Consider the following 13125-nt stretch of genomic DNA (forward strand, 5'->3'; position numbering starts at 1 on the left):
GTGCAGGCGGCAAAAGATAACGGTTTTCAAGAACAAACGCCTGATCGACAGATTCGAATCTGAGCACACAAAAATCCAATTTTATAAAAAGCAGGCCCTGGAAATCAGAGATCGCTGCAAAAACCGTGAGGCCAATTTAACTAAAATATTACTATTTTATGTTGCCGAACCTGATGCATTTGAGTCAACGAATAATGCTCCGACCAGCGACCAACTCGCCGCCTACAGCGTCCAAATCAGGCCAAATACCCCAAATTGGGTATTGCACACTGCCGGTGAAATGAGGTTTCGGCTGGCGAAGGGTATTGGCACTTGCTGAATTCTCCATGAAATCAGCTGTTTTATGCACGATTGCGCCTATCGAACCTGAAAATTTTTCTATCGTCGCGCACATTCAGTGCCAAAAAAACCACCCCGTCAGAGGAGCGCAGGTTTGCCCTGCAGCCATTCAACTGCCTATAGTCAGAGACATATGCACATTAAACCGATCTCGGCGACAAATCATTCGACGTTAAGAATTTTAAAACCACAAGAGAGATGATCCATGGCCAAAGCCACCGAAAAAAGCGCAAAGAAGAAAAGCAACCCCAAGCCAAAACAAAACGGCAAAACCAAACCTGCCGCCGCGCCGGAAATGAGCGAAAAGGATGTAGCCGATAAAATCGCTACTTTGCGCAGTCAGGTGCGCGAGAGTTTCGGGAAAGTGGTCATGGCGATGATGACGCAGCCGCGTTACAAGCACCAATCCCTGGCGGACCTCACACATCTGGTTCTTGAGCCGCTGACCATGGACAGGATCGCCATGGCTTACGGGCGCAACGCGGATGAAGGGGCGGGCGCCCCCGATATGGCGGGCCTTGCGATCTGGGCAAGCGTATCCGAAGAGGTGGATGTCAAAATTCGCGAGCAAATACGCGCAGGCGTATTTCCCATTCGCCTGAAGCCGAACGAGTGGACTTCAGGGACTATCAACTGGCTGTTTGATGTCATCGCCCTTGACCAAAAGACTACCGGACAGGTCATCGCAAATTTCCGTCAGGTCGTCAAAGACGGCGAGTTGCGCCTTCATCCGATTATAACAAAACTGGTTGATGAGGATACGCTTGCAAAGATGCAGCAATCACAGACCGATATGAAAGAAAAATAGCTGCGCGGCAGCGGGGCGTTCGAAACCAAGATTTCGGGCGCTCTGCTCGCCAGTAAGTGTGTCGAAAAAAGTAGCTCAAATCCGAAGGTCCGGGAACCTGGGATGATCAGACTCAGTCAACCACACGGATCAGCTTGCGCTCAAGAACCCGCAGCACCGATTTCAGATCGTGGCCCCGTTTGATCACCTGACCGTTTGCGCCAATTACCGCGTACAACCCCTGTTTCATGCGAAGCTTGGGGCGCTTTTCAATACGGTATAGGGGATGTTCAGCCGTGCGACGGAAGACGGCGAAAACAGCAACTTCACGCAAACACGATATGCCATAATCACGCCATTCACCTGCCGCTACCATCCGGCCATATAGGGATAGAATGACTGAAAGCTCGGTACGGTGAAATGCAACCTGCTCTGCCGGTCCGGGGTGAATACCCCCTTGGGCAAGTTTTGTCGGGATCGTAGAAATACTCATACAGCCAACATGCCCTGCTGTGTGCGCAAATCAAGAGCTAACGCTCAAAATGCTTGAATGTGTTACATATGCGGATATGGTTTGAAAAACATGAAACATATTGAGGCGACCGGATGACACCACAGGCACGCGCGGCGAAGTCAGCCGAAATAATGATGGCACAAGATCCCGCCTCGCGCGAACTCGGGATGCAGATCATTGATATTGCCCCCGGCGCTGCCTCCATGACCATGCGTGTCACGCCAAAAATGCTGAACGGTCACCAGACTTGTCATGGCGGCTATATTTTTACGCTGGCTGACAGTGCGTTTGCGTTTGCATGCAACAGCTATAATCGCATGACCGTCGCCCAGCAGAACCAGATAACCTATATCGCCCCCGCCAAGGTGGACGAGCTTTTGACCGCAACAGCAACGGAAACGGCTATGGCGGGGCGTTCTGGCGTTTATGACGTGATGGTCAGCGCGGAAGACGGGCGCACGATTGCGACCATGCGGGGGCTTTCACGAACCATAAAGGGGCAATTATTCCCCGAAGAGGGAGACATCACATGAAGGATCTGACACCTGCGCCCGGCAGCCTTGACCCGATTGAAACCGCCAGCCGCGATGAAATCAGCGCACTGCAACTGGAACGGCTGAAGTGGTCGCTGCGCCATGCCTATGATCATGTACCGTTCTACCGGCGCAGTTTTGACATGGCAGGTGCGCACCCAGATGATCTGAAACAGCTTAGTGATCTGTCCAAATTTCCCTTCACTGTAAAAACCGACCTGCGCGACAACTATCCTTTTGGTATGTTTGCCGTCCCGCAAGAGCGTGTAAAACGAATCCATGCCTCGTCAGGTACAACAGGACAGCCAACTGTTGTCGGTTATACCGAAGGTGATCTAGCAAATTGGGGCACTGTGGTTGCGCGATCATTGCGCGCGGCGGGCATGTGTCCGGGGGACAAGCTGCACAATGCCTATGGCTATGGTCTGTTTACCGGTGGTCTGGGCATTCATCTGGGGGCGGATGCGCTGGGTCTCAGTACGATCCCGATATCGGGGGGCATGACCCCGCGACAGGTTCGCCTGATCGAGGATTTCAAACCAAAAGGGATTACCGTCACGCCCTCTTATGCGCTGTCCATTCTGGATGAATACAACGCCCAAGGCATTGATCCTCGCGATTGCTCGCTTGAGGTCGGAATCTTTGGTGCCGAACCATGGACAAACGCCATGCGCAAAGAGATCGAGCAGGCTTTTGATATGCACGCGGTTGATATCTATGGATTGTCAGAGGTCATGGGCCCCGGCGTGTCGATGGAGTGTGTCGAGAGCAAGGATGGCCTGCACATCTGGGAAGACCACTTCTATCCCGAAATCATCAATCCCGAAACGGGTGAAGTTGTGGCAGATGGTGAAAAAGGCGAACTGGTGTTCACCTCGCTTACCAAGGAGGCGTTTCCCGTTATCCGCTATCGTACCCGCGATTTGACACGACTGATGGCCGGAACAGCGCGCAGTATGCGCCGGATGGAAAAGGTGACAGGGCGCAGCGATGATATGATCATCCTGCGGGGCGTCAATGTTTTCCCCACCCAGATCGAAGAACTGTTGATGCAGGTTGACGCTCTCGGCCCCCATTTCCAGATTGAATTGTCCCGCCCCGGACGAATGGATCAGATGCAAATTTTTACAGAAGTTGCCGATAACTCAGTTGATCCCAGCTCTCGTACTGACGCCGCTGCATTCCTATCGGCTGCGATCAAGAAAACGGTTGGTATCAGTGTGAAAATCGAGGTTGGGGAATGTGGCGCCGTGCCCCGATCAGAGGGCAAGGCTGTGCGTATTCTGGACAGGCGGCCCAAAGAGGACTAGCCGCAGGTTATTGCCACGATATTGTCGATCTCGTTCAACTGAACGTTCAGCCGGTCCGGATTGTAATCTGTCGTCACAGCGTCGTTCGGGCCATATAGGCGCTTGGGCTCGGGCAGTGCCAGTGATGATGCCGCGTCCATCCCGATCAGCCCCTGATGCGCCGCTGCATTGCAGGTATCGGGGGCGTTTGCGGGTGTGCGATTTGCTGTCGGGCCTACTGCCGCTCCGCACCCCGCCAAAAGCAATCCTGCAAAAATCATATACTTCATGTGCCGTACCTCGCTAAAAATTTTCTATTTCGTTATCCGCGGTCCCATCTTTGTCTACCGCACATATACGCTTGTTACTCCGAAACCGCAGCGGCATCCAGATATCCGCCTTGCTAAGCGCTCCGGACCGTTCAGTGATAACCTATCGCAAGTGTACCGAACACAGCTATCGGGGGCTGGCGCAGCCTAATTCCCAAAAAATTTGCCAAGTCAGATATGCAGGTTTTAAACTGTCGATGATGCAGCCTTTTACGTCAACTATCCCGACTGCCACAAAAGACCGCTCTCCCTTCCGCACGCAAGTTGTCCGGTTAGCCGCCTAAAGCAGGACGGCAGTGAAACCCTGCAATGCGCAGAGTTGTTCTGATTTCCGAAACTGTTTCTGACTAGCATAGGGAACGCCTGCGAGCTATCTGTGCCGTTATGGTGGCCATCTTTCTTAAAACACTTCCCTTTTTTGCGCTGATCGGTTTGGGCTACTGGGCTGGACGCACGCGGTTTTTTACTGCCGAAGCGACAGCGTACCTTACGAAGTTCGTATTTTACTTTGCCCTATCTGCAATGCTGTTCCGGTTTTCCGCCAATCTGTCGCTGGCAGAGGTGTGGGATGCGCGGCTGGTGGCGGCATATCTTTGGGGCACTGCCTTTGTGTACGGCATCGCCACGCTGGTGTGTTACTTTCGTAAACTCAGCATCGAAACCGCCGCGATCGAAGCGCAATGCGCTGTGATCGGGAATATCGGCTTCCTTGGCGTGCCGATGCTGGTCCTGTTGCTGGGGCCGGAGGCGATTGGCCCTGTTATGCTGGCGCTTGCGGTTGATCTGATCGTATTTGCGTCCTTGATCGTGATCCTGATTACCGGATCAAGGGATGGCCGGATGAGCGTTGCAATCCTGCGCACTGTCGGGTTGGGCCTGGTCAAAAACCCGATGATTGTTGCCATCACGCTGGGGCTGTTGTGGTCTGGCCTGAAAATTCCGATCCCCGAACCGATGAACGAATTTCTGGCCCTTCTGGGCGCTGCCGCCACACCAGGGGCGTTGTTTGCTATTGGTGCGTCACTTGCATCCAAATCGGCCGAGCGGCTGTCGATTGCCGGTTGGCTCAGCTTTTGCAAATTGGTGCTGCATCCCCTTTTTGTCGCCTTCGCGTGTTTCGCGCTGTTCAAGGTCGAGCCTTATCAGGCCACTGTTATCATTTCAGCAGCGGCGCTGCCTGTTGCTGGTAATGTGTATATTCTGGCGCAACACTACGGCGTGTCGCCGCAACGCGTTTCGGCAGCGATCCTTGTTTCAACCGCGTTCAGCATTGTAACGGTCAGCATGTGGATCGGCTGGTTGACGGGCGCGTAAAATAAACACCCCCTTGCCCCGCGCGCCTGTGCTGGGTAGCCATAGGTAACCCCGAAAAGGAGCCCCCATGGAAACGCTTTCATCCAACGCCTGCTTTGGCGGCACGCAACACGTCATCAAACACGCATCCACCAGCTGCGCCTGCGACATGACATTCGCATTGTTCCTCCCCGAGGAGGCAAAAGACGGCCCGGTGCCGGTGCTGTGGTTTCTTTCGGGCCTGACCTGCACACATGAAAACGCCATGGTGAAGGCCGGCGCGCAAGCATGGGCCGCCGATCAGGGCATCGCACTGGTGTTCCCCGATACCTCGCCGCGCGGCGAAGGTGTGGCGAACGACGACGCCTATGATCTGGGCCAAGGGGCGGGTTTTTATGTGAACGCCACCCAAGACCCGTGGAAACCGCACTTCCAGATGTGGAGCTATATTGCCGATGAATTGCCAGCCTTGCTGGGCGAGCATTTTCCGCTTGATATGACCCGCCAGTCGATCACCGGCCATTCGATGGGCGGTCACGGCGCATTGACCCTTGCGATGTCCCTGCCCGGGCGGTTTATGTCGGCATCTGCCTTCGCACCCATCGCCCACCCCACCGCGAGCGATTGGGGCCGCAAACAGATGAGCGCTTATCTGGGCAGTGACGAAAGCACTTGGGTCGCGCATGATTCAACTCTTTTGATGCAGGAAAAAGGGTTCGACGGACCGATCCTGATTGATCAGGGCACTGACGACCAGTTCCTCGATCTGCTGCAACCCGAAGCGCTGAGCGCGGCCATGGCCAAACGCCGCCAGAACGGCACGTTCCGTATGCAGCCGGGATATGATCACAGCTATTTCTTCATCGCGACATTTATGGAAGATCATATCACTTTCCATGCTGACGCGCTGTGGTCTGCATGACAGCAGTCTATATAGATGCGGATGCCTGCCCTGTAAAAGAAGAAGCAGAGCGGGTTATCACGCGCCACAAAATCAGGATGTATGTCGTTTCAAACGGGGGCCTGCGGCCCTCGCAAAACCCTTATGTAGAGACTGTTATCGTCCCTGATGGCCCTGATGTGGCCGATATGTGGATCGCTGATCGCGCAGGGCGCGGGGATGTGGTGGTAACGGGCGATATCCCGCTGGCCGCAAAATGCGTCGAAGCGGGTGCGAAGGTGATCAAACACAACGGTGAAGCGCTGACGCAGGCAAACATCGGCAATGTGCTAGCCACCCGTGATCTGATGACCGATCTGCGCGCCGCTGATCCGTTCCGCCAGGGCGGTGGTAAAGGTTTTACAAAAGCCGACCGCTCGCGCTTTCTTGAGGCTTTGGAGCGTGAAATACGCGCAGCGCAGAAGCTGCAATAAACTCGGCTCTTGTCGAAAAGGCACGGATATGACCCCCACCGCAGTGATCTTCGACATCGGCAATGTTCTGATCGAATGGCAGCCAGAGCGCTTTTTCGACGCTGAAATCGGCGAGGAGCGCCGCCGCGCCATGTTCGCCAACGTCGACCTGCACGGCATGAATGATCGCGTGGACACGGGCGAGAATTTTACCACCGTTATCACGCAAACCGCCAAGAAAAACCCGCAATGGGCAGATGAAATCATGCTGTGGCATGACCGATGGCTCGACATGGCATCACCCGCCATTGATCATTCTGTGCGGTTGATGAAGGCACTTCAGGTCAAAGGCGTGCCGGTGTTTTCCCTGACCAACTTTGGCATCCAGACCTATGAAATCGCTGCGCGGAAATACGGTTTCCTGCACGAATTCGACCGTGATTTCATCTCTGGTCATATGGGCGTGATCAAGCCTGACCCGCTTATCTATGAAATGCTTGAGCAGACTTCGGGTCTGTCCGGTGGTAATTTGCTGTTCACCGATGACCGCACCGACAATATCGCCGCAGCAGAGGCGCGGGGTTGGCAGACACATCTTTTTGAAAGCCCCAAGGGCTGGGCCGACAGGCTGGTCGCCGCAGGGCTGTTAACCCAAGAGGACGCACAATGACCTCCATTCCTTTCATCTCCTTCGAGGCAGGCGAGAAACTGCTGGACTGGATAGCCCTGACCGACGCGATGGCGGCGGGTCACACACTGGCCAAGGCCGAGATTGGTGATACCTTTCTGTATCGCGATCCCGACACATTGCTAAGCCGCGCCGCGTGGATTGACGGTATGGGTGTGGCGGTGAAATCGGCCACGATCTTTCCCGACAATGCCGCGCGCGGCATCCCCACCATCAACGGCGGGGTCAGCCTGTATTCAGACACGGATGGGACGCTGGAGGCGATTATCGATTTTCATCTTGTGACCAAATGGAAAACCGCTGGCGATAGTCTGCTCGCGGCCCGCCGTCTGGCGCGACCGGATGCAAAGCGTATTCTGCTGGTGGGCGCGGGAACGGTCGCAAAATCATTGCACGCCGCCTACAGCGCGGCGTTCCCTGATGCCACTTTCACCGTCTGGAGCAGAACCCGCGCCAGTGCAGAGGCTATGGCGGCGGATTTGCCTGCCCTCGCGATTGCAGATGGTCTTGAGGCCGCGGTTGGGCAAGCCGACATTATCGGCAGTGCCACGATGACAACCGAACCTCTTATCAAAGGAGCATGGCTGCAAGCGGGCCAGCATCTTGATCTGATTGGCGCCTATCGCCCTGACATGCGCGAGGTGGACGACGCGGCGCTGCAACGCGCGCGCCTGTTTGTCGACAGTATCGACACCACCGCAGACCACATCGGCGAGATCAAAATTCCGCTGGAGTCGGGCGCCATCACCCGCGATCATATCATCGCAGACTTCTACAATCTCGACGCGTTCAGCCGCCGCTCTGATGATGAAATTACCATCTGCAAAAACGGCGGGGGCGCGCATCTGGATTTGATGACCAGCCGTTATATTCTTGAGCAGTGGCGCGCAGCTGGATGATCTGGCTGTTCCTTCTGCTTCTGGCGGCCGTCGCGGCCCTACCGTTTGTGATCGAACACTATCGCGTAAAAATGAGCGACGGACGGCGCGGCTCCGCCTCCGGACAATTCGCAGAGCTAAGTCAGGGTGTAACCCATTATCATCTGACCGGCCCCGCAGAGGGACCGCTTGTGGTTTGTATTCACGGACTTACCACGCCATCAATTGTCTGGTCTCCGCTGGCCAAGGAAATGGTGGATCTGGGTTTCAGGGTGCTGGTTTATGATCTCTACGGGCGCGGGTATTCAGACCGCCCCGCTGGCACGCAGGACAAAGCACTTTTCAATCGCCAGCTTGTTGACCTGTTGACACATCTGGAGATCGACGCTCCTTTCCATCTGATAGGCCATTCCATGGGCGGCGCAATTGCCACCGGATTTGCAGCAACCTACCCCGAGCGGGTTCGCAGGCTTGCGCTGCTGACTCCCGCAGGGATGGCACGGATAGACGCGTCGCTGATACGGTTCATCCGTGATCGCGGCATCATCGGTGACTGGCTCATGCTTGCCGGATATCCACGCCAATTGCGCAACGGGATCAGGGCGGAATGTGAACAATACGACGTCAGCGCACAAATATCGGAAAGCCAACATAACCAGTTGGTGTTTCAGGGGTTTGTGCCCGCTGTCCTGTCCAGTTTGCGCGGCCTGTTGCGCGCACCGCTGGAGGGGGAGCATATGACGCTACATCGCGCAAAAATTCCTGTGCTTGCGTTGTGGGGGGGCGAAGATACTGTCGTTTCCGCCAGCGCGATGGGGCAACTGGCAGCGTGGAACCGTGACGTAATCCATGAGGTAGTTGAGGATGCGGGTCATGGTTTGCCCTACACCCACACAAAAGAAGTGTTAGCGCACCTTACGGCGTTTTTGCCTGCGCCCGAAGGCGATGACTGGGGCCACGATCCCTAGCGGAATACGGCAGCACACGCACCGGATGTTTTGCTGATCTTGCAGGCGCGGCGCATGAAACTTTCATATCGCGCATGGTAGTAGCATCGTACGGCAAACTATCACCTGTCAAGCGACAGCAAGGCGAACCGGCTTTTCGCGTATCGGCAGATGCACAACGGCACTGAACGCACCGACTGCAACGCCAATCCACCACACAGTTGTGTAAGAGCCGTACGCGTCATACATCCGCCCGCCCAGCCAGACCCCCGCAAAACTGCCCAACTGGTGGCTGAAAAAGATAATACCGTAGAGCGTGCCCATATAGCGCAGCCCGTAAATATGGGCGATCAGGCCCGATGTCAGCGGCACAGTGGCCAGCCATAGCGACCCCATCGCGATTGAAAAAACAATCACGCTTGTCGGTGTTATCGGCATCAGGATAAAAACCGCTGCAACCACCGTCCGGCCTGTGTAGATGCCTGCCAGAAGATACTTTTTCGAGTACCGCTTGCCTGCCCATCCCGCCAGCAATGTACCGCCCACATTCGCCGCACCAATCAGCGAAATGGCAACCGCTCCCAGGGCGGAAGTGGAGGTAATGCCCATGTTGTGCAACACGCCACCCGCAAGGATCGGGCCGCACAGTTCAGTGACAAAGGCAGGGAAATGCGCCGTGATAAACGCCAATTGATACCCGCAAGAGAAAAAGCCGAGGAAGATGAGCGTATAGCTCGGGTCTTTGAACGCGCGCAGCAGAATGGTGCCCATCGCCTCTTCCAGCTCCGCGCGGTCGGCCTGGACCGGTGCGCGCATAAACGGCAGGGTTAGAATTACAGACAGTATTACGCCTGCAAACACGGTGAACACCATCTGCCAACTCATCATGCCGAGCAGCCATTCCGCCATTGGCGCGCCAAATATCTGGCCTGCGCTGCCCGCCGCAGTCACAACTGCCAGCGCCATAGAGCGGTTGTCATCCGATGCCGCGCGCCCGACCACCGCTAGGATGACACCAAATCCGGTGCCCGCAATGCCGAACCCCACCAGCCAGGCATAGGTTTGGTGCGCAATCGGCGTGTCCGATCCTGCCGAGAGGATCAAACCAAGCGCATAAATGATCGCACCGATGATGATTGCCTTACGATCACCGATTTTTTCCGCCATCGCGCCAAAGATCGGTTGCCCGATCCCCCATGCAAGGTTCTGGATCGCGATCGCCAGCGAAAACTCGGCGCGCAGCCAGCCGAATTCTTCGGCGATGGGTATCTGGAACACGCCGAAAGATGCGCGGATTGCAAAGCTGACCATGATAATCACGCAACCCACAATCAGCACTGGCGAAAAGAGTGGCGTTTTCTGCATGGCAAAGCTCCGGTTCAATCGCGCCAGATTGCGCGGGTCTGTCCGTGCCGTCAATCAGGCGATTGTGCGCATACACTTTCCAACCGTCGCGCCGCGCATTAAGTACACCGTCATGACAACATTGCGCGCCCTTTATGACCAGATGATTGCCGACGGCACCCTGCGGCCCGATCCCGCACAAGAGGCGGTGTTGCCCGAATTTGACCGCATCCGCGAAGCTTTGCTGAACCCCGCTAAAAAGGGGCTGTTCCGCAAAGCCCCCGAGCCGCCCAAGGGGCTGTATCTGTGGGGCGGTGTCGGGCGTGGCAAATCCATGTTGATGGATTTGTTCGTAAAAAATCTGGGCGATATTCCTGCGCGGCGCGTGCATTTCCATGCTTTTATGCAGGAAATCCACGCCGCGATGCATGAGGTACGCAAAACCGGTGTAGATGACGCGATTGCGCCAGTTGCCAAAGACGTCAGCAATTCTGTCAGGTTGCTTGCCTTTGACGAAATGCAAATCACCGACATCACCGATGCGATGATCGTTGGCCGCCTGTTCGAAGCGCTGTTTGCTGACGGGGTTGTGGTGATCACCACCTCGAACAGAATACCGGACGACCTTTACAAAAACGGTCTCAATCGTGATCTGTTCCTTCCCTTTATCGATCTGATCAAAGAGCGGATGGTGGTGCAAGAACTGGTCAGCAAGACGGACTACCGGCAGGATCGCCTATCAGGCAGTCAGGTGTATTTCACCCCCGTAAATGCCGAAAGCCGCGCCGCGATGGATGAGGTCTGGAACGATCTGACAGGCGGTGAGGCCGAGCCGCTGACACTTCGGGTCAAAGGGCGTGACGTGGTGATACCAAGGTTTCGCAACGGCATCGGGCGCACAAAGTTTCACGCGCTATGCGGTCAGCCTCTTGGCCCTGCCGATTATCTCGCGGTTGCCGAAGCGGTGAAGGTACTGATGCTGGATGACATCCCGACGCTTGGGCGCAGTAATTTCAACGAAGCAAAGCGTTTTGTGACGCTGATTGATGCGCTCTACGAGGCGCGCGTCCGGCTGATCTGCTCGGCTGCGGCAAAGCCCGAAATGCTGTATCTGGAAGGTGAGGGCACGTTTGAATTTGAACGCACGGCATCACGCCTGCGCGAAATGCAAAGCGATGATTGGGCCAGAGCCTAGTCGCGGATCGTGTTCAGCGCCGGTACTTCACCACGGCTGACTTCATCATCAAACCCATCGGGATGGTAGGGTGCCTTTTGCCCCATCAGGGACCATATACCGACCCCCATAATGCTTAAGGCGATGAAGCTTACGATCATCTGCCGCACGAAAGGCGATTTCGGGCCGGAGTGATCCGGCGTGTTTTTATCGGTCTTTTTCATGCTCGGTCCTAAGGCTTTTCCGATTTGGTGCAAAAATTTACGCCGTCCGTTATTGCCACAGTCCTAATGCGCCGACTGACTCTGCGTCAACGAAGATCCTCTGCATTTTGTGGTCTGTTAGCCGTTGTCCCGCAAGATGTTGCCTGCAAGATACAGAGAACCGCATATTAGCACCCGTGCTTGGGGTGTCTCCTGCACGATGCTCCGCAGCGCCGTCAGGACATCGGGCGCCTGCACGGCTGTGATCCCGCACGCCTCTGCTGCTTGGGCAGTTGCGGCCGCAGGCAAGGTGGCCGCCTCTCCGGGAATGGATACGGCGTGCAGGGCGGTGACATGGGGTGCAAGCGGGCGCAGATACCCTGAAATATCCTTGGTGTTGAGCATTCCGCAAATCAGGTACGTAGGCACGGCCGGCAATTCATCAAGAACGACTGCCAAGGCACGGCCCGCTGCCGGATTGTGCCCCCCGTCAAGCCAAAGCTCCGCCTGCCCTGCCGCTTCCACCAAAGGGCCATGTTTCAGGCGCTGCATTCGTGCAGGCCATTGTGCATCCGTGACCGCGCCTTCGCAGGCCGTTTCATCAAACCCCAATGTCCGCAGCGTCGCAATCGCCGCACCCGCGTTTTGCACCTGATGCAATCCCGGCAGAGCTGGCAGCGGCAGGTCCAGCAACCCTTGCTCGTCCTGATAGATCATGCGGCCTGCTTCGCGGTTTGCATGCCAGTGCTGGCCATAAATGCTCAGCGGGGCCATGTTGCGCGCAGCAACCGCTTCGATCACGTCTAAACCTTCATCTTGCTGCGGCCCGACAATGCACGGCACGCGGCGTTTGATGATGCCTGCCTTTTCCCCTGCAATCGCTGCCAGCGTATCGCCAAGAAACTGCTGATGGTCGAGGTCCACAGGTGTGATCACTGTCGCCACAGGGCGCGCGACAACATTCGTTGCATCCAGCCGACCACCAAGGCCAACCTCAAGCAGTGTATAATCCGCAGGGGTGCGTGAAAATGCCAGCAAGGCCGCGCAGGTGGTAATCTCGAAATAGGTGATATTTTCCCCGCCGTTTGCGGCGTAACATTCATCCAGCACTTCGGTCAGCGCGTCCTCGCTGATCAGATCACCCGCCACGCGAATACGTTCGTGAAACCGCGCAAGGTGGGGGGAGGTGTAGGCATGCACAGTCTTTCCCGCCGCTTCGAGCCCCGCGCGGATCATCGCCTGTGTTGATCCCTTGCCATTAGTCCCTGCAATATGAATCACGGGCGGCAAAGACTTTTGCGGATTGCCCAGCGCATCAAGCAGCCGCAACATCCGGTCCAGCGTCAGATCAATGATCTTGGGGTGCAGGGCCATCATCCGTTCAAGGATGACATCGGATGTCCGGGTGTTCATACGCGAATATCTTTTCTACGGAAGTGTAAACCGACAGATCA

Annotated in this window: 15 protein-coding genes; 10 read left to right on the forward strand and 5 right to left on the reverse strand. The window is 56.0% G+C overall.

The window, feature by feature from the left end; translation table 11 throughout:
• Positions 1-544: 544 nt before the first annotated feature.
• Positions 545-1147, forward strand: coding sequence for a toxin-activating lysine-acyltransferase (locus OS189_RS05045; protein ID WP_267166198.1), 603 nt, complete (start codon positions 545-547; stop codon positions 1145-1147).
• Between the two features lie 112 nt (positions 1148-1259).
• On the opposite strand, the gene OS189_RS05050 is transcribed toward OS189_RS05045, so the two are convergent.
• On the reverse strand, positions 1260-1619 hold the full coding sequence (locus OS189_RS05050; RefSeq protein ID WP_267166199.1) for a DUF2794 domain-containing protein: 360 nt from the start codon (positions 1617-1619) through the stop codon (positions 1260-1262).
• A 113-nt stretch (positions 1620-1732) separates the two neighbouring features.
• Here OS189_RS05050 and paaI point away from each other — a divergent pair, with 113 nt between their 5' ends.
• On the forward strand, positions 1733-2173 hold the full coding sequence (paaI, locus tag OS189_RS05055) for a hydroxyphenylacetyl-CoA thioesterase PaaI (RefSeq protein ID WP_267166200.1): 441 nt from the start codon (positions 1733-1735) through the stop codon (positions 2171-2173).
• Positions 2170-3483, forward strand: a complete 1314-nt coding sequence (gene paaK / locus OS189_RS05060) for a phenylacetate--CoA ligase PaaK (protein ID WP_267166201.1) — start codon at positions 2170-2172, stop codon at positions 3481-3483. The genes paaI and paaK overlap by 4 nt, the downstream gene beginning before the upstream one ends.
• On the opposite strand, the gene OS189_RS05065 is transcribed toward paaK, so the two are convergent.
• Complete coding sequence (locus tag OS189_RS05065; protein ID WP_267166202.1) at positions 3480-3752, reverse strand: I78 family peptidase inhibitor; 273 nt, start codon at positions 3750-3752, stop codon at positions 3480-3482. The two genes, paaK and OS189_RS05065, sit on opposite strands and share 4 nt — an antisense overlap.
• A gap of 423 nt (positions 3753-4175) precedes the next feature.
• On the opposite strand from OS189_RS05065, the gene OS189_RS05070 reads away from it, so the two are divergent.
• The 6 genes from OS189_RS05070 to OS189_RS05095 all read left to right on the forward strand — a co-directional run bounded on the left by OS189_RS05070 (position 4176) and on the right by OS189_RS05095 (position 8971).
• Positions 4176-5105: an AEC family transporter gene (locus OS189_RS05070; RefSeq protein ID WP_267166203.1), complete on the forward strand. Its 930-nt coding sequence runs from the start codon at positions 4176-4178 to the stop codon at positions 5103-5105.
• A 67-nt stretch (positions 5106-5172) separates the two neighbouring features.
• Entirely contained in the window at positions 5173-6006 is an 834-nt protein-coding gene (gene fghA / locus OS189_RS05075; protein ID WP_267166204.1) for an S-formylglutathione hydrolase, read from the forward strand.
• On the forward strand, positions 6003-6458 hold the full coding sequence (locus tag OS189_RS05080; protein WP_267166205.1) for a YaiI/YqxD family protein: 456 nt from the start codon (positions 6003-6005) through the stop codon (positions 6456-6458). The genes fghA and OS189_RS05080 overlap by 4 nt, the downstream gene beginning before the upstream one ends.
• Positions 6459-6486: 28 nt before the next feature.
• Entirely contained in the window at positions 6487-7107 is a 621-nt protein-coding gene (locus OS189_RS05085) for an HAD family hydrolase (protein ID WP_267166206.1), read from the forward strand.
• A complete protein-coding gene (locus OS189_RS05090) occupies positions 7104-8024 on the forward strand; it encodes an ornithine cyclodeaminase family protein (RefSeq protein ID WP_267166207.1) in 921 nt (306 codons plus the stop codon). Before OS189_RS05085 ends, OS189_RS05090 begins: the two co-directional genes overlap by 4 nt.
• Entirely contained in the window at positions 8021-8971 is a 951-nt protein-coding gene (locus OS189_RS05095) for an alpha/beta fold hydrolase (RefSeq protein WP_267166208.1), read from the forward strand. Before OS189_RS05090 ends, OS189_RS05095 begins: the two co-directional genes overlap by 4 nt.
• Positions 8972-9079: 108 nt before the next feature.
• Here the strand turns inward: OS189_RS05095 and OS189_RS05100 are convergent, their stop codons facing one another.
• A complete protein-coding gene (locus tag OS189_RS05100) occupies positions 9080-10315 on the reverse strand; it encodes an MFS transporter (protein ID WP_267166209.1) in 1236 nt (411 codons plus the stop codon).
• A gap of 112 nt (positions 10316-10427) precedes the next feature.
• Between OS189_RS05100 and zapE the strand changes: the two genes are divergently transcribed.
• Positions 10428-11489: a cell division protein ZapE gene (gene zapE, locus OS189_RS05105; RefSeq protein ID WP_267166532.1), complete on the forward strand. Its 1062-nt coding sequence runs from the start codon at positions 10428-10430 to the stop codon at positions 11487-11489.
• Here zapE and OS189_RS05110 read toward each other — a convergent pair.
• Positions 11486-11692, reverse strand: coding sequence for a hypothetical protein (locus OS189_RS05110; protein ID WP_267166210.1), 207 nt, complete (start codon positions 11690-11692; stop codon positions 11486-11488). The two genes, zapE and OS189_RS05110, sit on opposite strands and share 4 nt — an antisense overlap.
• Positions 11693-11809: 117 nt before the next feature.
• The gene (locus tag OS189_RS05115; RefSeq protein ID WP_267166211.1) at positions 11810-13084 is read right to left on the reverse strand and encodes a bifunctional folylpolyglutamate synthase/dihydrofolate synthase; all 1275 of its coding nucleotides are present in this window, start codon (positions 13082-13084) and stop codon (positions 11810-11812) included.
• Between the last annotated feature and the right edge of the window lie 41 nt (positions 13085-13125).

The sequence above is a fragment of the Sulfitobacter sp. F26169L genome (assembly GCF_026410285.1).
Classification (GTDB): domain Bacteria; phylum Pseudomonadota; class Alphaproteobacteria; order Rhodobacterales; family Rhodobacteraceae; genus Sulfitobacter.

What these genes read in the sequence shown, in the direction of transcription:
- OS189_RS05065 (WP_267166202.1), bottom strand. Translation starts at nt 3,752, where the DNA reads ATGAAGTATATGATTTTTGCAGGATTGCTTTTGGCGGGGTGCGGAGCG.
- OS189_RS05110 (WP_267166210.1), bottom strand. Translation starts at nt 11,692, where the DNA reads ATGAAAAAGACCGATAAAAACACGCCGGATCACTCCGGCCCGAAATCG.
- fghA (WP_267166204.1), top strand. Translation starts at nt 5,173, where the DNA reads ATGGAAACGCTTTCATCCAACGCCTGCTTTGGCGGCACGCAACACGTC.
- OS189_RS05070 (WP_267166203.1), top strand. Translation starts at nt 4,176, where the DNA reads ATGGTGGCCATCTTTCTTAAAACACTTCCCTTTTTTGCGCTGATCGGT.
- paaI (WP_267166200.1), top strand. Translation starts at nt 1,733, where the DNA reads ATGACACCACAGGCACGCGCGGCGAAGTCAGCCGAAATAATGATGGCA.
- OS189_RS05085 (WP_267166206.1), top strand. Translation starts at nt 6,487, where the DNA reads ATGACCCCCACCGCAGTGATCTTCGACATCGGCAATGTTCTGATCGAA.
- OS189_RS05045 (WP_267166198.1), top strand. Translation starts at nt 545, where the DNA reads ATGGCCAAAGCCACCGAAAAAAGCGCAAAGAAGAAAAGCAACCCCAAG.
- OS189_RS05080 (WP_267166205.1), top strand. Translation starts at nt 6,003, where the DNA reads ATGACAGCAGTCTATATAGATGCGGATGCCTGCCCTGTAAAAGAAGAA.
- OS189_RS05115 (WP_267166211.1), bottom strand. Translation starts at nt 13,084, where the DNA reads ATGAACACCCGGACATCCGATGTCATCCTTGAACGGATGATGGCCCTG.
- zapE (WP_267166532.1), top strand. Translation starts at nt 10,428, where the DNA reads ATGACAACATTGCGCGCCCTTTATGACCAGATGATTGCCGACGGCACC.
- paaK (WP_267166201.1), top strand. Translation starts at nt 2,170, where the DNA reads ATGAAGGATCTGACACCTGCGCCCGGCAGCCTTGACCCGATTGAAACC.
- OS189_RS05090 (WP_267166207.1), top strand. Translation starts at nt 7,104, where the DNA reads ATGACCTCCATTCCTTTCATCTCCTTCGAGGCAGGCGAGAAACTGCTG.
- OS189_RS05100 (WP_267166209.1), bottom strand. Translation starts at nt 10,315, where the DNA reads ATGCAGAAAACGCCACTCTTTTCGCCAGTGCTGATTGTGGGTTGCGTG.
- OS189_RS05095 (WP_267166208.1), top strand. Translation starts at nt 8,021, where the DNA reads ATGATCTGGCTGTTCCTTCTGCTTCTGGCGGCCGTCGCGGCCCTACCG.
- OS189_RS05050 (WP_267166199.1), bottom strand. Translation starts at nt 1,619, where the DNA reads ATGAGTATTTCTACGATCCCGACAAAACTTGCCCAAGGGGGTATTCAC.